Below are 16,976 nucleotides of genomic sequence, written 5' to 3'. Positions count from 1 at the left end.
AGGGCCGGCTGCGACCACGGGACCCGGAAGAGCGAGACGGCCGGGGCAGGGGGGCTGAAGCCGCGCGTAAGGAACTCCTCGTGTTCGCAGCCACCGCCGGATCAGGCCTCGGACGCGCCCCTGCCGTCGGGCGGACGCGGGTACCGGCCCCAACCCGTCAACTTCCCAGGGGTGTTCGCCCCCGGTGGACCGCTCCCCCTCCCTCGCGCGGGCGCGCCGTACGAAGGACACTGGACCTCGCGACGGCCCACCGTACGAGGGCCGGGCGCCGTACACCGGAGCCGGAGGGGGACACAGATGCGGATGCGGGACGGCCACCGGGCCGATGCGGAGCGGCTGTTGGTACGGGCGGTGGAGGAAGAGGCACGGCGCAGCGGCGGACGGACGGATCCGTCCGTCCTGCTGACCCGTGCGCGGGCCGCCCTCGACACCATCGCGGAGGGCGCGGCGGAGGAGTACGCGGCGTATGTGCAGGCGCTCGACACCTCGGCGGGCGGGCAGCGCTTCAGCCGGGAGAGCATGGCGACGCCGTTGCTGGTCACCGGCGTCGCGGCCGCCGCGGCCTTCGGGGCCGACGTGGCGCTCGGCACGGCGTCCGGGCTGGCGCTCGGCGCGGGGGCGGTCGTCGCCGTGGCGGGGGCCACCGCCACGGTCGCCAAGGCCACCGCCTCGCACCGGCCCGCCGACCGGGCGGGCGCCCGTCCGGATCAGCTGCGGCTCCAGTGGCTGGCCGCCCTCGACGTACGGGGGATCCGCCCGTTCCTCGACCAGCAGCGGATGCTCGCCGCCACCACCCGTGCCCCGGCGAAGAAGGCAGCGGCCAAGGCACGCACCCCGCTGCGCGGCGGGGACCGCAGCGCGGCCGCGCGGATGCGGTCGCTCCTGGAGCAGTCGTTCGGCCATCTCCCGGCGGCCGACGGGCTGTTCGCGGGGCGGCGGGGTGAGCTGGCCCGCATCGGCCAGTGGGTGCACGCGGCCCGCGCGTCGACCGAGACGAAGCCGACCGTCGTCGTGCTGCACGGTCCCCCGGGCGCCGGGCGCACCACGCTCGCCGTGCGGGCGGCGCACGAGCTGAAGGACCAGTTCAAGGGCGCGTGCGTGGTGGACCTGCGCGGTGACGCGGAGGGCGAGGCGCCGCTGCCGACCCGGGACGCGCTGCTGCACCTGCTGAACCGGCTGGGCGCACCCCGCGAGCAGCTGCTGTTCCGGGACAGCGCGTCCGCCGAGCAGCAGGTGCGCCGGCTCGGTGAGCTGTACCACCAGCATCTGACGGGCACCGCGGTGACGATCGTCCTGGACGACGCCCGGGACGCCGAACAGGTCGCCACGCTGATCCCGGAGCGCTCCGACAGCCTGGTCCTGGTCACCGCCCGCGAGCCGTTGGAGCTGCCCGATTCCCTGCCGGCCTGGGTGCACCGGCTGGAGGTCGGGGCCCTCGATCCGGGCGGCGCGGAGGAGCTGCTGCGCGGGGTGTCGCAGGAGGCCGATCCGGGTCCGTACGACTATCCGTCGAGCGAGGCGATCACCGAGCTGTGCGGCGGGCTGCCGCTGGCCCTGCGCATCGCCGGTTCCGCACTCGGGGCGCGTACGGCGGACGTGCTGGCCGCCGACCTCGCCGCGTACGGCCCGGTGCCGCCCGTCGAGCGCGCCCTGTGGCTGCGGTACACCGACCAGTCCGAGCAGGGCAGGCGGTTGCTGCGACGGCTCGCGCTGGCCGGCCGGGCGAGTCTGGGCACCGCTGCCGCCGCGGCGCTGCTCTCCGCCGACGAGCAGGAGGCCGGCCGGCTGCTGACGGCCCTGTCCGAGGCCGGGCTGCTCGACCACGTACGCGGCTCCCGCTACCGGCTGCACGACCTGGTGCGCGGATTCGCCCTGGCCCGGCTGCTGGACGAGGAGGAGCCGGCCGAGCGCGCCGCCGCGCAGGAACGGCTGATCGCCAACTACGCGGAGCTGGCCGGTGCGGTGATCCGGATGGTGGACGGCAAGATGTCGACCCGGGCCGGCCAGTTCGGCTCGCACGGCTTCAGTTCGCTGGACGCGGCCCTGCGCTGGCTGGACGACGAGTCGAGCTTCATCACCTCGGCCCTGCGCCATGCGGAGGGCGTCGACCAGGCGGCGGTGCTCGCGCTGCTCGGCGCGCTGTGCGACTACTGCCTGCTGCGCGGCGACCTCTACCGGCTGGGCGAGATAAGCGAGCTGACCCAGGCGGTCGACCAGGGGCTGCTCGACCGGTCGGTGCGGTGGCGTACGGGCATCGCCGCCCGGCAGCTCGGCGAGCTGGACAAGGCCCGCACCACGCTGTCCTCCGTCGTCGGCCTGTACCGGGAGGCGCAGAACGACGCCGGTACGGCGCTGGCGCTGTGCTCCCTCGGTATCACGCTGCACCACCAGGGCAACCTGACCGAGGCGGCGGCCCGGCTCCGCGAGGCGATGGAGCTCCAGCTCGCCGCCGGGCAGGACGCGGACCGGGCCTGGTCGCTGCACGCGCTGGCGGCCGTCGAGCGCGACCGGGGCAACCTGGCCGACGCGGTCGCCCTCCTGGACACCGCGCTCACCCTGCACCGCGAGGGCGAGTCGCTGCACGGCGAGGCGTGGACCCGGTTCCAGCTCGGGCAGGTCCGGCTGCGCCTGGGCGACGCGGAGGGGGCGGAGGCCGCGCTGCGCGCCGCCCTCGATCTGTACGGGCGGACCCGGGACGAGCGCGGTGTGGCGTGGGCGACGACCCAGCTCGCCCGGGCCCGGCTGCTGGACGGCGAGCCGGGCGCGGCCGTCGAGCAGCTGACCGCGGCCCTGGCCCGCCACCGCGACAACGAGGACGCGCGCGGCGAGGCGTGGACCCTGTACCACCTGGGCCAGGCGCTGGAGGAGACCGGCGACACGGTGGAAGCCGTACGGCAGCTGGAGCGGGCCCGGACGATGTTCTCGCGGATGCGCGATGTCTACGGTCTGGCGTGCGCCCGGCACCACTCGGGGCGCGTCACCCGCGACCAGCGGGCCGCGCAGACGGGCAACCTGCGCAATTCCGGCTTCGCCCGCCAGCTGCTGGCGGACGCGCGGGCGGACTTCCGGCGCATCGGGGTCGCCCACGGCGAGGCGTGGGCCTGCCTGGACCTCGCGCTGATCGACGCGGGCAACCAGCGGACGCCCCAGGCCCTCGGGCTGTGCGACGAGGCGGTGGCCCTGTTCGAGTCGTACGGGGACGCGCGCGGCGCGGACTGGGCGCGCTTCCTGCGCTGCACGCTGCTGCCGTACGCCTCGCCGGGCGGCGTCGAGGTGGGCACGGTGGTCGCCCAGCAGGAGCTGGCCGAGCTCCGCGCGGCCGGCCACCCGGCCAGGGACCCCGGGCTGGACGACTGCGCGGACACCTACCGGGTGGTCCTGGACCGGGGCGCGGACCTGGAGACGGGCTGGCAGGCGTGGTCCCTGGACCTGGTCCCGTCCCGGCGGACCCGGGAGATCATGGGCGTAAGGGTCTGACCTCCGCACCATCAACGCCGGACCGGCCACAACCCAGCCCGCCCGGCGATTGAGGGCATCTCCGAGCCGGACGACAACGGCGGGCGGGGCGCACCGGAGCGCCCCGCCGTACTACTTCCGCTTCGCGGACACCGGCTCGGCCGGCTCCTCCGACGCCGGCTCCGCCGGCCGCTCCTCGAAGTTCACCCGCCCCATGTGCCGGTTCATCGACTTCATGAGCGCCCACACGCCCACGGCGAGCGCCGCGAAGACGATGAAGCCGAGGACCCCGGGGGTCACCTTGTTCTTGTCGAGTTCCTCGGCGAGCGGGACGAGGTTCGTCAGTGCCTGAGTCGCGTACATATCAGGCATTGTCGCGGATGCCCGCGAAGAGGTCGCTCTCGGGGAGGGAGGTATCGACCAGAGACTTCGCCAGCTCGTACTCCTCGGTCGGCCAGACCTCCCGCTGGATGTCCATCGGAACGCGGAACCAGCCGCCGTCCGGGTCGATCTGCGTGGCGTGCGCGATCAGCGCCTTGTCGCGGATCTCGAAGAAGTCCGCGCACGGGATGTGCGTGGTCAGCGTGCGCTCGGGGCGCCCGAACTCCTTCCAGCGCTCCAGCCACTCCCCGTACGGCGACTCCATGCCGCGGGCGAGCAGCGCCTCGTGCAGGGCGACCGTGCGCTGCCGGTTGAAGCCCTGGTTGTAGTAGAGCTTCTGCGGCGTCCAGGCGGGGCCGAACTCCGCCTCGGGGAACTTCTCGGTGTCCGCCGCGCCCTCGAAGGCGATCATCGAGATGGTGTGGGTCATGATGTGGTCGGGGTGCGGGTAGCCCCCGTTCTCGTCGTACGTGGTGATGACCTGCGGCCGGAACGCGCGGATCTTGGCGACGAGGCGGCCGGCCGCGACGGTTTCGTCCTCCAGGGCGAAGCAGCCCTCGGGGAGCGGGGGCAGCGGGTCGCCCTCGGGCAGGCCCGAGTCCACGAAGCCGAGCCATTCCTGCTTGACGCCCAGGATCTCCCGGGCCTCGTCCATCTCCTTGCGGCGCACCTCGTGGATGTTCTCCTCGATGTAGGCGTCGCCCTGGAGTTTCGGGTTGAGGATGGAGCCGCGCTCGCCTCCCGTGCAGGTCACGACCAGCACGTCCACCCCCTCGGACACATACTTGGCCATGGTGGCCGCGCCCTTGCTCGACTCGTCGTCGGGGTGAGCGTGTACGGCCATCAGTCGAAGCTGCTCAGTCAAGACTCGATCCTCAGTCATTGGTCGCCATCAAGGGTGCCGTCCCGCAGGGACGCCGATCTCGGGGCGGCGGTCGGGTGACGGGTGGGCAACTTCTATAGTGACCGAACCGGGGGGTGGAAAATTCCTCGATCCCCGGCACGGGAGGAACGATCATGACGGCGGTGCGCGAGGCGCTTCCCGAGAACCGCTACGGCCGCTCCGCGGACCAGCGCGCGGACCGCAAGCTGAAGATCATCGGCGCGGTGCTCGGCGCCGTCCTGCTGGGTGTGGTCGGCTGGATCGGTTACGACTACGTGGGCGGGAAGGGCCTCAGCGCCGAGATGATCAAGTTCAAGGTCGTCTCGGACGACCGCGTCGAGGTACACCTCGAGGTCCGCAAGGGCCGGGACGACAAGGGCTACTGCACGCTCCGCTCGCTGAGCGAGAACGGCACGGAGGTCGCCCGCAAGGATTTCCGTTTCGACGGTGACACCGGCCGGATCGACCGGATTCTGACCCTGCGGACGACGTCCCGGGCGACCGCCGTCGAGCTGCTGGGCTGCACGGAGGACGGCGGGGCGTCGAGTTGACCGCAGCACGCCCGTCGTAACCCCATTTAACCGACTCTGACCTGCGGTTTCCACGGTCGGGTCTTTTACCTTCTCCCCCTTTTCCCGGTGAATTGTTAGGCTCGTGGTTTCGCCCACCCGTAGCAGCGCATGCTTGCGGGTAGGGCGTTGCTTTGTATTCCCAGTACCGACGAGGAGCACCCTGTGACCCAGACCAGCGAAAACGTCACCTGGCTCACGCAGGAGGCGTACAACCAGCTCAAGGCCGAGCTGGAGTACCTGTCTGGTCCCGCGCGCACGGAGATCGCCGTCAAGATCGCGGCGGCCCGTGAGGAGGGGGACCTGCGCGAGAACGGCGGGTACCACGCGGCCAAGGAGGAGCAGGGCAAGATGGAGCTCCGGGTGCGCCAGCTGACCCAGCTCCTGGAGCACGCGAAGGTCGGCGAGGCGCCGGCCGACGACGGCGTGGTCGAGCCCGGCATGGTCGTGACGATCGCCTTCGACGGCGACGCGGACGACACCATGACCTTCCTTCTGGCCTCCCGTGAGTACGCGAGCGCGGACATCGAGACGTACTCGCCGCAGTCGCCCCTCGGCGTGGGCGTGAACGGCAAGAAGACCGGCGACAACGCCGACTACGAGCTGCCGAACGGCAAGACCGCCACGGTGAAGATCCTGTCGGCGAAGCCGTACACGGGCTGACCCGTCGAGCACGGCGAAGGGCCCCGGCCGCGGGATGCGGCCGGGGCCCTTCCGTGTCCGGGGTGCTCAGTGGGAGACCGAGCGGTACTTGCGTACGGCCAGGGTCCGGAAGACCACGATGATCAGCACGGACCAGATCAGCGAGGCCCAGACGGGGTGCTCCATCGGCCAGGCGCCGGTCACCGACTTCGGGACGCCTTCGATCGTGTTGCCGAACAGTTCACGGGCCGCCGCCACCGTCGCGCTGAACGGGTTCCACTCGGCGACGTACTGGAGGAACGTCGGCATGCCGTTGACCGGCACGAAGGCGTTCGAGATGAACGTCAGCGGGAAGAGCCAGATCAGGCCGCCGGAGGTGGCCGCCTCCGGGGTGCGGACGGTGAGGCCGATCAGCGCGCCGATCCAGGTGAAGGCGTAGCCGAGCAGCAGGAGCAGGCCGAAGCCGCCGAGGACCTTGCCGATGTTCTCGTGGGTGCGCCAGCCGACGAGCAGGGCGACGCCCGCGAGGACGACGAGCGTGACGGCGGTCTGCACCAGGTCGGCCAGTGTCCGCCCGGTCAGCACCGCGCCCCGGGCCATCGGCAGCGACCGGAACCGGTCGATGAGGCCCTTGTGCATGTCCTCCGCGATGCCCGCACCGGCGCCCGCCGTGGCGAAGGTCACGGTCTGCGCGAAGATGCCGGCCATCAGGAATTCCTTGTAGGCCCCGGCGCTGACGCCCGCACCCGGGATGGCGATCGAGCCGCCGAAGACGTAGGTGAAGAGCACCACGAACATGACCGGCTGGATGATCCCGAACAGGATCATCTCGGGGATCCGGGTCATGCGGATGAGGTTGCGCCTGCCGATGACCAGCGAGTCGCGGACCGACTGGCCGATGCCGCCGCCCGGGCGCGGGGCGGTCGTACGGGCTTCGCTGAGGGCGCTCATTTCTCCGTCTCCGATCCGGGGGACCCGGCTTCGTTCTTCTCCTGTTCGGCCGCGTGGCCGGTGAGGGAGATGAACACGTCGTCCAGGGTGGGGCGGCGCAGCCCGATGTCGTCGATCTCCACGCCCTGGGCGTCCAGGTCGCGGATGACCTCGGCGAGGAGCTTGGCGCCGCCGTCGACCGGGACGGTCAGCTTGCGCATGTTGGGCAGGACGGCGGTCTCGCCCTTGCCGAGGCGGGTGAGGACGGTGCGGGCCCACTCGATGTGCTCGGGGTCGTGTACGACGACCTCGACGCGTTCGCCGCCGATGCGGGCCTTGAGCTGGTCGGAGGTGCCGCGTGCGATGACGCGTCCGTGGTCGATCACGCAGATGTCGTGGGCGAGGTGGTCCGCCTCCTCCAGGTACTGCGTGGTCAGCAGCAGGGTCGTGCCGCCGGCGACCAGTTCCTCGATGACCTCCCAGAGCTGCTGGCGGTTGCGCGGGTCGAGGCCGGTCGTCGGCTCGTCCATGAACATGACCGGCGGGGACACGACGAGCGCCGCCGCCAGGTCGAGGCGGCGGCGCATGCCCCCGGAGTAGGTCTTGGCGGGGCGGTCCGCCGCGTCGGCCAGGTTGAAGCGGTCGAGCAGTTCGCCCGCCCTGGCCTTCGCCGCGCGTCCGCTCATCTGGTAGAGCTGGCCGACCATGCGGAGGTTCTCGCGCCCGGTCAGGTATTCGTCGACGGCGGCGAACTGGCCGGAGAGCCCGATCGAGCGCCGCACCTCGTTGGGATGCTTCAGGACGTCGATCCCCGCCACGAAGGCGCTGCCGCTGTCCGGCCGGAGCAGCGTCGTCAGGACCCGGACGGCGGTCGTCTTGCCGGCTCCGTTGGGGCCGAGGAGTCCGAGCACGGTGCCTTCCGGCACGTCGAGGTCGACGCCGCCGAGTGCTCGTACATCACCGAAGGTCTTGACGAGTCCTTCGGCGTAGATGGCGCCTGGCATATGGGATTCCCCCAGTGCGTTCGGGTGGCTACCTCTCAGGTCCAGATCCTAGGGACGCCGGGAGTGCCACGCCCGGTGAACACACGAGCGGCGGGCAGATCGTCAGCCCATCACCAAATAACCCGCGTCCCGCAGCGCCGCCTTCACGTCGTCGCAGTGCTCGGGCCCCTTCGTCTCCAGGTGCAGCTCCACCTCCGCCTCGGTGAGGCCGAGCCGGGGGTCCGTACGGGCATGGCTGACGTCCAGGACGTTGGCGTCGGCGACCGAGAGCACGCCGAGCATGGCGGCCAGCGCGCCCGGCCGGTCGGTGAGCCGCAGCCGCAGGCTGAGGTAGCGGCCGGCCGCCGCCATGCCGTGGGTGAGGATGCGCTGCATCAGCAGCGGGTCCACGTTGCCGCCGGAGAGCAGCGCCACCACCGGGCCGCGGAACGCCTTCGGGTCGCTGAGGAGCGCGGCGACCGGGCTCGCCCCGGCGGGTTCGACCACCATCTTGGCCCGCTCCAGGCAGAGCAGCAGGGCGCTGGACAGCTCGTCCTCGGAGACCGTACGCACCTCGTCCACCAGGTCCCTGACCAGGGCGAAGGGCACGTCGCCCGGGCGCCCGACCTTGATGCCGTCCGCCATGGTCTGGAGCGTGCCGAGGGAGACGGGGCGGTCGGCCGCCAGGGACGGCGGGTAGCACGCGGCGCCGGCCGCCTGCACGCCGACGATGCGCACGTCGGGCCGGACGGCCTTGACCGCGACCGCGATACCGGCCGCCAGCCCGCCGCCGCCCATACCGACGACGATCGTCCGCACCTCGGGGCACTGCTCCAGGATCTCCAGGCCGACCGTGCCCTGCCCGGCGATGATGTCGGCGTGGTCGAAGGGGTGGATGAACACCGCGCCGGTCTCGCGCGCGTACTCCTGGGCGGCGGCCAGGGTCTCGTCCACGACGGTGCCGTGCAGCCGCACCCGGGCCCCGTACTCGCGGGTGGCGGCGACCTTCGGCAGCGGTGCCCCGACGGGCATGAAGACCGTGGAACGTACGCCGAGAAGCGCAGACGCGAGGGCGACACCCTGCGCATGGTTCCCGGCGCTCGCGGCCACGACCCCCGCGGCGCGTTCGACCGGGGTGAGTCCTGAGATGCGTACGTAGGCGCCCCGCAGCTTGAACGAGCCGGTCCGCTGGAGGTTCTCGCACTTGAAGAGGACGGGCGCGCCCACGAGGCCCGAGAGATGGCGGCTTCCTTCGAGCGGGGTGACCTTGGCGACCCCGGAGAGCATCTTCGCCGCCCCCCGCACGTCGTCGAGGATCACCGAGGGAAAGCTGCCGGGCGACGGGAAGTTCATACCGCAAGTCTTGCAGCTCGCAGGGGTTCCGGCCGCCGCTTGCGGGGCCGTCCTGCGCCGATGTCCGCAGGTTTGTGCAGCGCTGGTACGCGTTGCCCCGGGGCCGCGTACTCTGTCCCCCACCCATCCGACACCGCACGAAGAGAGCCCCCGGCCATGCCCCCTCAGGACATGACGACTGCCTCGTCTCCTTCCGGGGGCGCTGCCCCGGAAAACCCGGGTCCCGACCACGTTCTCGACACCCTCCAGCATCAGGTGGCCGTATTCGCCCGCCGGGCCGAGCAGACCCGTCTCGGCGGGGTGGGCCAGGTGCGCAACTCCATGGACCGGGCGGCCTATCTGCTGCTGAACCGGCTGGACCGGGAAGGGCCGATGGGCGTCAAGGCGCTGGCCGCCGGGATGGGGATCGACTCGTCCACGGTGACCCGGCAGGTCGCCCCGCTGGTGGACACCGGCCTGGTGAAGCGGACCTCGCACCCGGAGGACGGCCGGGCGGTCGTGCTCCAGCTGTCGCCGCGCGGCCAGGCCCGGCTGGACGAGGTGCGGGACTCGCGGCGGGAGTTGATGTCGCAGGTGACGGACGGGTGGAGCGAGGAGGAGCGGGACACGTTCTGCGCGCTGCTCACCCGGTTCAACGCGGCGCTGGCGGCCCGGCAGGCGGCGCACCAGACGGCTTCCGCGAACTGAACACCCGCCGGGTTCCGGGGGGTTGACCTGCGAGCCGCGGCGCGTTCGGATTGACGTGTGCGAGAGCGTCATGCGGGCCCGCGGCGGGGCCGCGCCCAGGACTTCGAGTCCTTCGTCGCGGGCGCGGCGGGCCGGCTGCTGCACACGGCCACGCTGCTCACCGCCGAACCGGCGGACGGACCCGGCGCCAACCCGCACGCGCGGCGACTGCTCACGGCCTCGCTGGCCCGGACGTTCGCCGACTGGGAGCGGCTGCGGGGCGAGGACCCGTACGACCGCACCCGGCAGGAGCTGGCGGCCCGGTTCGCCCGCGAGGCGTGGCGCCACCACCGGCCGCGCGGCGGCCTGCTGGACCGGCTGACCCCGCAGGAACGTCTCGTCCTGGTGCTGCGGCTGTACGAAGGGGTCCCGGAGGAGCAGACGGCGGCCCTGCTCGGGCTGCCCGAGGACCGGGTGCGCGCGGTCTGCAACCGGTCGGTGGCCACGATGCGCGGCACCAGGAACCCGACCGCGCGCCGGGGCCCGGCCCGGCTGCTCGGGGCCGCCCCGTGAGCGGCACCGGGCGCCGCGAGGACGAGGTGCGCCGGATGCTGGAGGCCCCGCATCCGCAGGTGCCCGCTGATCTGGCGGCGTCGGCGGCGGAGCGGGGTGCCCGGCTGCTGCGGCGCCGGCGGGCGCTGCGCCGGCTCTGGGTGCTGATGCTGGTCGCGGCGGTGGCGGGGTTCACGGTGTGGGCGCTGGCGGCCCGGCCGTGGGAGACGCCTCCGGCGGAAACGACGCCGGTGGAGGTCTGGTAGACGCGGCGGGCCGGGCGTTCCGGACTACCCTGGAAAGGAGTGGTCAGGAGGCTGTCATGACCCGGAAAATCGCTGACTGCCGCAAGTATCCGAGTGAGACGAACTGCTCGCTGACGATCGCCGGTGAGGAGGAGGAAGTCGTGCGGGCCGCGAGCGAGCACGCCGTCTCCGTCCACCAGCACACGGACGGCCCCGAGCTGCGGGAGCAGGTCAGGGCGACGCTGGAGGACGAACCGGCCTGAAGCCCGGGCGAGGCCGGCGTCCCGGCCCCGCCCCTTCGAGCCTTAACCCAGCGCCTGCGTCAGGTCCGCGAGCAGGTCGTCCGCGTTCTCGATGCCGACGGAGAGGCGGACCAGGTCGGCCGGGACCTCCAGCGGGGAGCCGGCCGCCGACGCGTGCGTCATGCGGCCGGGGTGTTCGAGCAGCGATTCGACGCCGCCCAGGGACTCGCCCAGGGTGAACAGCTTCGCCCGGTTGCAGACCTCGACCGCCGCCTCCTCGCCGCCCTCGACGCGGAAGGACACCATGCCGCCGAAGGCCCGCATCTGCTTGGCGGCTACCTCGTGGCCCCGGTGCTCGGGCAGGCCCGGGTAGAGGACCTGGGTGACCTTGGGGTGCCGGGTCAGCAGCTCGGCGACCTTGGTGGCGTTCTCGCTGTGGCGGTCCATGCGGACGGCGAGCGTCTTGATGCCGCGCAGCACCAGCCAGGCGTCGAACGGGCCGGCCACCCCGCCCATCGCGTTCTGGTGGAAGACCAACTCGTCGGCCAGGTCCGGGTCGTTGACGATCAGCGCGCCGCCGACGACGTCCGAGTGGCCGCCCATGTACTTGGTGGTGGAGTGCACCACGACGTCCGCGCCGAGCGCCAGCGGCTGCTGGAGGTAGGGGCTCGCGAAGGTGTTGTCCACGACGAGGCGGGCCCCCGCGGTGCGGGCGACCTGGGCGACGGCGGCGATGTCGGTGATGCCGAGCAGCGGGTTGGACGGGGTCTCCACCCAGACCGCCTTGGTGCGCGGGGTGATCGCCGCGCGGACCGCCGCCACGTCCGAGGTGTCGGCGACGGAGAACTCCACGCCCCAGCGCGAGGCGACCTTCGCGAACAGCCGGAACGTGCCGCCGTAGGCGTCGTTCGGGATGACCACGTGGTCGCCGGGGCTCAGCAGCGTACGGAGCAGGCAGTCCTCGGCGGCGAGGCCGGAGGCGAAGGCGAGCCCGCGCCGGCCGCCCTCCAGGGCCGCGAGGTTCTCCTCCAGGGCGGTGCGGGTCGGGTTGGCGCTGCGGCTGTACTCGTAACCGCCGCGCAGTCCGCCCACGCCGTCCTGCTTGTACGTGGACACCTGGTAGATGGGCGGAACCACGGCGCCGGTGAGGGGGTCGGCGGTGTTCCCCGCGTGGATCGCGCGGGTTTCGAAGCTGTGCTGGTCGCTCATGGGGCCGAGCGTAGTTCGTCGCGAGGGGGCTCACGGCCTGCCTGGCCGTCCGGTGACAATGGGGGCATGGAGATTCTGTGGTTCCTGCTCGCGCTGTGTCTGCTGACCGCCGCGATCGGCCCGTACGTGCTGCGCCGGCGCGGCGGCGGCATCCGGCTGGCCGCGCCCGGCTCCCCCGACGCCGCCGATCCGCAGGACTACGGCTTCGTACGCCAGGAGGAGCTGGACGTCCGGACGCCGGGGCCGGACCAGGACCTGCTGGACGTGCTGGAGGTCGTGCAGCACACGCAGGAGTGGCGGGCGGCGTCCCAGCTGCTGGCCGGGACGCCGAAGGAGGGCGAGCTGCGCCGGCAGCGGGTACAGGCGTTCGCCGGGGCAGCCTCCCTCGAACTGCTGCGGAAGCCGGGCGTCGGCGGGGCGTGGCTGCGCAAGTGGCGCGCGGAGGCGCCGAAGGACGCGGGCGCGGCGGCGGTGCACGCGGAGTTCCTGGTGCAGCAGGCGTGGCGCTCGTCCACGGCGGGTACGGACGACTTCCGGATCATCCTGGAGGAGGCCCGTACGGTGATCGGCGAGGCCGCCCTCCTGGCCCCGGGCGACCCGGTCCCGTACATCGTGGAGCTGGCGGTGGCGCGCGGACTGGGTTACTCCGGCGAGGAGTTCGACCGGCTGTGGGCGAAGATCATCGACCGGGCCCCGGCGCACATGGGCGCGCACATCGCGGCGCTGCACTTCTGGAGCGAGCGGTGGCACGGCTCGCGCGAGGAGGCCGACCGCTTCGCGACGGCCGCCGCGGCCCGTGCCCCGCAGGGCTCCCTGCTGGCCGCGCTCCCGCTGTTCGCTGTGTACGAGCACCTGCCCGAGGTCAATCTGGTCCGCGGCTTCTACGAGAGCCAGGTGGTGACCCGGGCCGTGGAGGGCGCGATGTTCGCGGTGCACGCGGCGCGCGCCGACGACCCGATGCTGCCGCACGTGCGCCATCTGCTGGTGCTGTTCCTGGTGCGGATGGAGCGCTGGTCGGAGGCGGTGCACCAGCTGGTGCGCATCGACGGGTACGTGGGCGCGCTGCCGTGGACGGCGAGCGAGGACCCGGCCGCCGAGTACGCGGTCTACCGGGCGCTGGCGGTCGCGGGCTACGAGGCGAACGGCGGCAGCCCGGCGTCGCTGCCGCGCTAGGAATCCGCGGGGCGCTCCGCGCGTTGTACCGACAGCACGCCGACCCAGGAGGAGCCCCCGCATGTTCCTGCACCGCCGCACCCCTCAGCTCCCCACCCCGGAGGAGGCCCTGCGCGGCCGTTCCGTCCCCGAGTTCACCGTCCCGGCCCGGCACACGGTGCTGGGCAACCCGCTGCTGGGCCCGTACCCGGAGGGCCTGGAGACCGCCGACTTCGCGCTGGGCTGTTTCTGGGGCGCCGAGCGCAAGTTCTGGCAGACGGACGGCGTCTGGACGACGCTCGCCGGCTACCAGGGCGGCTACACGGAGAACCCCGCGTACGAGGAGGTCTGCTCGGGCCTCACCGGCCACACGGAGGCGGTCCGCGTCGTGTACGACCCGAGGACCGTCACGTACGGCGAGCTGCTGAAGCTGTTCTGGGAGTCCCACGACCCGACCCAGGGCTTCCGCCAGGGCAACGACGTGGGCACGCAGTACCGCTCCGCGGTCTTCACCCACTCCCCCGAGCAGGCGGAGGCCGCCGAGGCGTCCCGCAAGGCGTATCAGAAGGTCCTGACGGCCTCGGGCCACGGCTCGATCACCACGGAGATCCTGCCGGCCGAGGGCCGCCCCTTCTACCCCGCCGAACCGGCGCACCAGCAGTACCTGGACAAGAACCCGGGCGGCTACTGCGGCATCGGCGGCACAGGCGTCTCCTGCCCGGTGGGCGTGGCACCGGCGGAGAGCTGACACCTGCGGAAACGGCCGGGAGACGCGTCTCCCGGCCGTTTCCGTGCGTCGTGGGCCCCGGGTCAGATCAGCCCCTGCGCCAGCATCGCGTCGGCGACCAGTTCGAAGCCGGCGATGTTGGCGCCGACGACGTAGTTGCCGGGGCTGCCGTACTTCTCGGCGGTGGTGAAGCAGGAGTCGTGGATGTGGCGCATGATCTCCGCGAGGCGCTGCTCGGTGTGGGCGAAGGTCCAGGAGTCGCGCGAGGCGTTCTGCTGCATCTCCAGGGCGCTGGTGGCCACGCCGCCCGCGTTGGCCGCCTTGCCGGGGGCGAAGGCCACTCCGGCGTCCTGGAAGACGCGGACGGCCTCGGGGGTGGTGGGCATGTTGGCGCCCTCGGCGACCGCCTTGACGCCGTTGCGGACGAGGGTGAGCGCGTCGGCCTCGTGCAGCTCGTTCTGGGTGGCGCAGGGCAGGGCCACGTCGACGGGCACGTTCCAGACGCCGGTGCCCTCGACGTACTTCACGTGCGCGCCGCGCCGCTCGGCGTACTCGGAGATGCGGCCGCGGCCGCGCTCCTTGATCTCCTTGAGCAGATCGAGGTCGACGCCCTTGTCGTCCACGACGTAGCCGCCGGAGTCGGAGGCGGTGACGACGGTCGCGCCGAGCTGCTGGGCCTTCTCGATGGCGTAGATCGCGACGTTGCCGGAGCCGGAGACGGAGATGCGCTGCCCGTCCAGGGTCTCGCCCCGGCTGCGGAGCATCTCGGCGGTGAACATGACGCAGCCGTAGCCGGTCGCCTCGGTGCGGACCAGGGCGCCGCCCCAGCCGAGGCCCTTGCCGGTGAGGACGCCGGACTCGTGGCGGTTGGTGATCCGCTTGTACTGGCCGAAGAGGTAGCCGATCTCGCGGCCGCCGACGCCGATGTCACCGGCGGGCACGTCGGTGTACTCGCCCACGTGGCGGTGGAGCTCGGTCATGAAGGACTGGCAGAAGCGCATGATCTCGGCGTCGGAGCGGCCCTTCGGGTCGAAGTCCGCGCCGCCCTTGCCGCCGCCGATGGGCATGCCGGTGAGGGCGTTCTTGAAGATCTGCTCGAAGCCGAGGAACTTCACGATGCCGAGGTTGACCGACGGGTGGAAGCGCAGACCGCCCTTGTACGGGCCGAGCAGGCTGGAGAACTCGACGCGGAAGCCGCGGTTGACGTGGATGTCGCCCGAGTCGTCCGACCACGGCACCCGGAAGATGAGCTGCCGCTCCGGCTCGCATATGCGTTCGATGACCCGGGCGTCCACGAACTCCGGCCGCTTCGCCAGCACCGGGCCGAGGGTCTCCAGGACCTCCCGGACCGCCTGGTGGAATTCCTTCTCGCCCTGGTTGCGACGCAGGACCGCGGCGTACAACGGCTCGATGATGCGGTTCTCGGCGGCGTGCGAGGTGGCGGAGTCAGGGGTGACCGGCATCTGATCAAGACCTTCCATGGGTCGGCTCATACGCGGGGGCGCCCCGATTCTCCCAGCGGACCCGCCCGACAGCCCGTGGTATCCACATGGTGATCGGCCGCCCGGAGGCCCCGGACCTGGCCAACGGCCTTGTGCGAGGCCGGTGACGGGCATGAATGGCCGGGTCCCGGCCGCGTCCGGGCGACCGCCGAAGTGGTGAATCTCACAGCCGGGTGGGCTCGACGGTGAGGTTCCGGAAATCCAGGCGTTACGCCACCGGAGTGGCGTCCGCCTCCGCCCGCAGCGCCGCGGCGGTCGCCCTCGGGTCGTAGTCCGGTGCGACGCCCTCCACGATCACCACGTCCCCCGCCATGTTCCGGGCCCGCAGCGGCACCAGCTCCTGGTAGGCCGGGGAGGCGTACCAGGCGCGCGCCTCCCCGAGGGAGGGGAAGCCGACGACGACCACCGCGCCGGGCCACGCCCCCTCGACCACCTCGACCGGCGCGTTGTGGACCAGGAAGCGGCCGCCGTACGGGTCCAGGGTCGACTGGATGCGCTCGATGTAGCCGATGACCTCCGCGTTGGGGCGGCCCTCGGGGTACAGGTGCGCGATGGCGTAGGCGGTCATGGTGGACCCTCCGGTTCGTGCGGTCGTCCGTCGGCTGATGGCTCCATGCTGCCGGGGGCGCCGGAGGGCGTCGATTACCCGCGGGGTAATGCGCGTCGCCCCGGGACGCGGTGACGGTCCATCAGACATGATTCGGCCATGACATCCATACGGGGGAACCGGAGAGGTCTCCGTCCGCACCGGCCCGCCGGGCCCGTGCTGCCCGCCCGGTCCGGGCACAGCGGGTCGTCACTCCCCGGCCCGCGCCTCCCGCCGCGCGCCGGCGAGACCCGCCGCTGCCTCGCGGTGGGCCTGGACTGCTACCTCTGCGTACTCGCGGCCGGGCTGCTGGCCAGGCCGTACGTGGACACCGCGCCCCTGCCCGAGGCGGCGGCGCTGGTGGCCGTTCCGGTGCTCGTGCTGTCCTTCGTCAACCAGGTCGTGCTCACCGCCTTCCTCGGCGCGGGGGCCGGCAAGCTGATCATGGGCATCCGGGTGGTGACCCTGCCGGACGTCCGCCGCCCGGGCCCCGTCCTGCTGGTGCGGCGCTGGCTCTACGGGCTGGCCTGGCTGCCCCTGCGCCCCTGGTACGGGCTGCGCGCCGGCCCCCGGACCGGGCGGCGCGACGAGGCCGGGCCCGTGCCGGTCCGGACCTGCGAGCAGGGCGTCTCGTACGCGGACCCGCTCGGCCTGCGCCAGGTCCGCCGGGGCGCCCTCGTGGCGTACCGCAGGGCTGTGCGGCCCAGGGCCTGACACCGCCGGGGGCGCGGGGCCCGCTGGCTGGGGCGCGGGACGGGTGCGCGCCGCGGCGCTCTCCGTGACGTACGCCGAAGGCGGCGGCACCGGACTCCGGTGCCGCCAGATCGGAAGAGCGGCGGGTAGGGAAAGAGTGTGAAGTTATAGGTGTATATTAGGGGTAGCGGCGGGTAAGTAAAAA

At 72.5% G+C, this 16,976-nt stretch carries 18 protein-coding genes; 10 read left to right on the top strand and 8 right to left on the bottom strand.

What is annotated here, in order from left to right; genetic code table 11:
- Positions 1-297 precede the first annotated feature (297 nt).
- Positions 298-3,477 (top strand): tetratricopeptide repeat protein, encoded by a 3,180-nt coding sequence (locus ABZ565_RS27745; RefSeq protein ID WP_361032440.1) that lies wholly within the window; start codon positions 298-300, stop codon positions 3,475-3,477.
- A 111-nt stretch (positions 3,478-3,588) separates the two neighbouring features.
- On the opposite strand, the gene ABZ565_RS27740 is transcribed toward ABZ565_RS27745, so the two are convergent.
- Together ABZ565_RS27740 and mca are read right to left on the bottom strand one after the other, a co-directional pair.
- Positions 3,589-3,819 (bottom strand): hypothetical protein, encoded by a 231-nt coding sequence (locus ABZ565_RS27740; protein ID WP_361032437.1) that lies wholly within the window; start codon positions 3,817-3,819, stop codon positions 3,589-3,591.
- A gap of 1 nt (position 3,820) precedes the next feature.
- Positions 3,821-4,702 (bottom strand): mycothiol conjugate amidase Mca, encoded by an 882-nt coding sequence (gene mca, locus ABZ565_RS27735; protein WP_164402211.1) that lies wholly within the window; start codon positions 4,700-4,702, stop codon positions 3,821-3,823.
- A gap of 152 nt (positions 4,703-4,854) precedes the next feature.
- On the opposite strand from mca, the gene ABZ565_RS27730 reads away from it, so the two are divergent.
- Positions 4,855-5,271: a DUF4307 domain-containing protein gene (locus tag ABZ565_RS27730; protein ID WP_361032434.1), complete on the top strand. Its 417-nt coding sequence runs from the start codon at positions 4,855-4,857 to the stop codon at positions 5,269-5,271.
- 183 nt (positions 5,272-5,454) lie between these two features.
- On the top strand, positions 5,455-5,952 hold the full coding sequence (gene greA / locus ABZ565_RS27725; protein ID WP_361032431.1) for a transcription elongation factor GreA: 498 nt from the start codon (positions 5,455-5,457) through the stop codon (positions 5,950-5,952).
- 66 nt (positions 5,953-6,018) lie between these two features.
- Here the strand turns inward: greA and ABZ565_RS27720 are convergent, their stop codons facing one another.
- The 3 genes from ABZ565_RS27720 to ilvA form a co-directional block, all read right to left on the bottom strand.
- The gene (locus ABZ565_RS27720; RefSeq protein ID WP_361032428.1) at positions 6,019-6,882 is read right to left on the bottom strand and encodes an ABC transporter permease; all 864 of its coding nucleotides are present in this window, start codon (positions 6,880-6,882) and stop codon (positions 6,019-6,021) included.
- Positions 6,879-7,865: an ATP-binding cassette domain-containing protein gene (locus tag ABZ565_RS27715; protein ID WP_361032425.1), complete on the bottom strand. Its 987-nt coding sequence runs from the start codon at positions 7,863-7,865 to the stop codon at positions 6,879-6,881. Before ABZ565_RS27715 ends, ABZ565_RS27720 begins: the two co-directional genes overlap by 4 nt.
- Positions 7,866-7,967: 102 nt before the next feature.
- A complete protein-coding gene (gene ilvA / locus ABZ565_RS27710; RefSeq protein WP_361032422.1) occupies positions 7,968-9,197 on the bottom strand; it encodes a threonine ammonia-lyase in 1,230 nt (409 codons plus the stop codon).
- A gap of 156 nt (positions 9,198-9,353) precedes the next feature.
- Here ilvA and ABZ565_RS27705 point away from each other — a divergent pair, with 156 nt between their 5' ends.
- The 4 genes from ABZ565_RS27705 to ABZ565_RS27690 are packed head-to-tail and all read left to right on the top strand — an operon-like array spanning position 9,354 to position 10,923.
- Positions 9,354-9,884, top strand: a complete 531-nt coding sequence (locus ABZ565_RS27705) for a MarR family transcriptional regulator (protein WP_361032419.1) — start codon at positions 9,354-9,356, stop codon at positions 9,882-9,884.
- Positions 9,885-9,941: 57 nt separating this feature from the next.
- Positions 9,942-10,436, top strand: a complete 495-nt coding sequence (locus ABZ565_RS27700; protein ID WP_361032416.1) for a sigma factor-like helix-turn-helix DNA-binding protein — start codon at positions 9,942-9,944, stop codon at positions 10,434-10,436.
- Positions 10,433-10,681 carry a hypothetical protein gene (locus ABZ565_RS27695; protein WP_361032413.1) on the top strand — a complete coding sequence of 83 codons (249 nt, stop codon included), beginning with the start codon at positions 10,433-10,435 and terminating at the stop codon, positions 10,679-10,681. The genes ABZ565_RS27700 and ABZ565_RS27695 overlap by 4 nt, the downstream gene beginning before the upstream one ends.
- Before the next feature lie 56 nt (positions 10,682-10,737).
- Positions 10,738-10,923, top strand: coding sequence for a DUF1059 domain-containing protein (locus ABZ565_RS27690; RefSeq protein ID WP_073862753.1), 186 nt, complete (start codon positions 10,738-10,740; stop codon positions 10,921-10,923).
- A gap of 42 nt (positions 10,924-10,965) precedes the next feature.
- Here the strand turns inward: ABZ565_RS27690 and ABZ565_RS27685 are convergent, their stop codons facing one another.
- Positions 10,966-12,111 carry a cystathionine gamma-synthase gene (locus tag ABZ565_RS27685; protein WP_361032406.1) on the bottom strand — a complete coding sequence of 382 codons (1,146 nt, stop codon included), beginning with the start codon at positions 12,109-12,111 and terminating at the stop codon, positions 10,966-10,968.
- Positions 12,112-12,177: 66 nt separating this feature from the next.
- Here ABZ565_RS27685 and ABZ565_RS27680 point away from each other — a divergent pair, with 66 nt between their 5' ends.
- Positions 12,178-13,284 carry a hypothetical protein gene (locus ABZ565_RS27680; protein WP_361032403.1) on the top strand — a complete coding sequence of 369 codons (1,107 nt, stop codon included), beginning with the start codon at positions 12,178-12,180 and terminating at the stop codon, positions 13,282-13,284.
- Between the two features lie 61 nt (positions 13,285-13,345).
- Positions 13,346-14,011 carry a peptide-methionine (S)-S-oxide reductase MsrA gene (gene msrA, locus ABZ565_RS27675; RefSeq protein WP_361032400.1) on the top strand — a complete coding sequence of 222 codons (666 nt, stop codon included), beginning with the start codon at positions 13,346-13,348 and terminating at the stop codon, positions 14,009-14,011.
- Between the two features lie 62 nt (positions 14,012-14,073).
- On the opposite strand, the gene gdhA is transcribed toward msrA, so the two are convergent.
- Positions 14,074-15,453: an NADP-specific glutamate dehydrogenase gene (gene gdhA, locus ABZ565_RS27670; protein ID WP_361032630.1), complete on the bottom strand. Its 1,380-nt coding sequence runs from the start codon at positions 15,451-15,453 to the stop codon at positions 14,074-14,076.
- Positions 15,454-15,700: 247 nt separating this feature from the next.
- Positions 15,701-16,060: a DUF1330 domain-containing protein gene (locus tag ABZ565_RS27665; RefSeq protein WP_361032397.1), complete on the bottom strand. Its 360-nt coding sequence runs from the start codon at positions 16,058-16,060 to the stop codon at positions 15,701-15,703.
- 195 nt (positions 16,061-16,255) lie between these two features.
- Here ABZ565_RS27665 and ABZ565_RS27660 point away from each other — a divergent pair, with 195 nt between their 5' ends.
- Entirely contained in the window at positions 16,256-16,792 is a 537-nt protein-coding gene (locus ABZ565_RS27660; protein WP_361032627.1) for an RDD family protein, read from the top strand.
- The last annotated feature ends 184 nt before the right edge of the window (positions 16,793-16,976 follow it).

The organism is Streptomyces sp. NPDC016469, assembly GCF_040632905.1.
GTDB lineage: Bacteria > Actinomycetota > Actinomycetes > Streptomycetales > Streptomycetaceae > Streptomyces.
The sequence above is the reverse complement of the archived record's forward strand: the minus strand, read 5'-3'. Positions and strand labels throughout refer to the sequence as shown.

Excerpts from the sequence above, each read along its gene's own strand:
- ABZ565_RS27745 (WP_361032440.1), top strand. The coding sequence starts at position 298 with ATGCGGATGCGGGACGGCCACCGGGCCGATGCGGAGCGGCTGTTGGTA.
- ABZ565_RS27740 (WP_361032437.1), bottom strand. The coding sequence starts at position 3,819 with ATGTACGCGACTCAGGCACTGACGAACCTCGTCCCGCTCGCCGAGGAA.
- ABZ565_RS27730 (WP_361032434.1), top strand. The coding sequence starts at position 4,855 with ATGACGGCGGTGCGCGAGGCGCTTCCCGAGAACCGCTACGGCCGCTCC.
- ABZ565_RS27720 (WP_361032428.1), bottom strand. The coding sequence starts at position 6,882 with ATGAGCGCCCTCAGCGAAGCCCGTACGACCGCCCCGCGCCCGGGCGGC.
- ABZ565_RS27715 (WP_361032425.1), bottom strand. The coding sequence starts at position 7,865 with ATGCCAGGCGCCATCTACGCCGAAGGACTCGTCAAGACCTTCGGTGAT.
- ilvA (WP_361032422.1), bottom strand. The coding sequence starts at position 9,197 with ATGAACTTCCCGTCGCCCGGCAGCTTTCCCTCGGTGATCCTCGACGAC.
- ABZ565_RS27705 (WP_361032419.1), top strand. The coding sequence starts at position 9,354 with ATGCCCCCTCAGGACATGACGACTGCCTCGTCTCCTTCCGGGGGCGCT.
- ABZ565_RS27690 (WP_073862753.1), top strand. The coding sequence starts at position 10,738 with ATGACCCGGAAAATCGCTGACTGCCGCAAGTATCCGAGTGAGACGAAC.
- ABZ565_RS27685 (WP_361032406.1), bottom strand. The coding sequence starts at position 12,111 with ATGAGCGACCAGCACAGCTTCGAAACCCGCGCGATCCACGCGGGGAAC.
- ABZ565_RS27680 (WP_361032403.1), top strand. The coding sequence starts at position 12,178 with ATGGAGATTCTGTGGTTCCTGCTCGCGCTGTGTCTGCTGACCGCCGCG.
- msrA (WP_361032400.1), top strand. The coding sequence starts at position 13,346 with ATGTTCCTGCACCGCCGCACCCCTCAGCTCCCCACCCCGGAGGAGGCC.
- gdhA (WP_361032630.1), bottom strand. The coding sequence starts at position 15,453 with ATGCCGGTCACCCCTGACTCCGCCACCTCGCACGCCGCCGAGAACCGC.
- ABZ565_RS27665 (WP_361032397.1), bottom strand. The coding sequence starts at position 16,060 with ATGACCGCCTACGCCATCGCGCACCTGTACCCCGAGGGCCGCCCCAAC.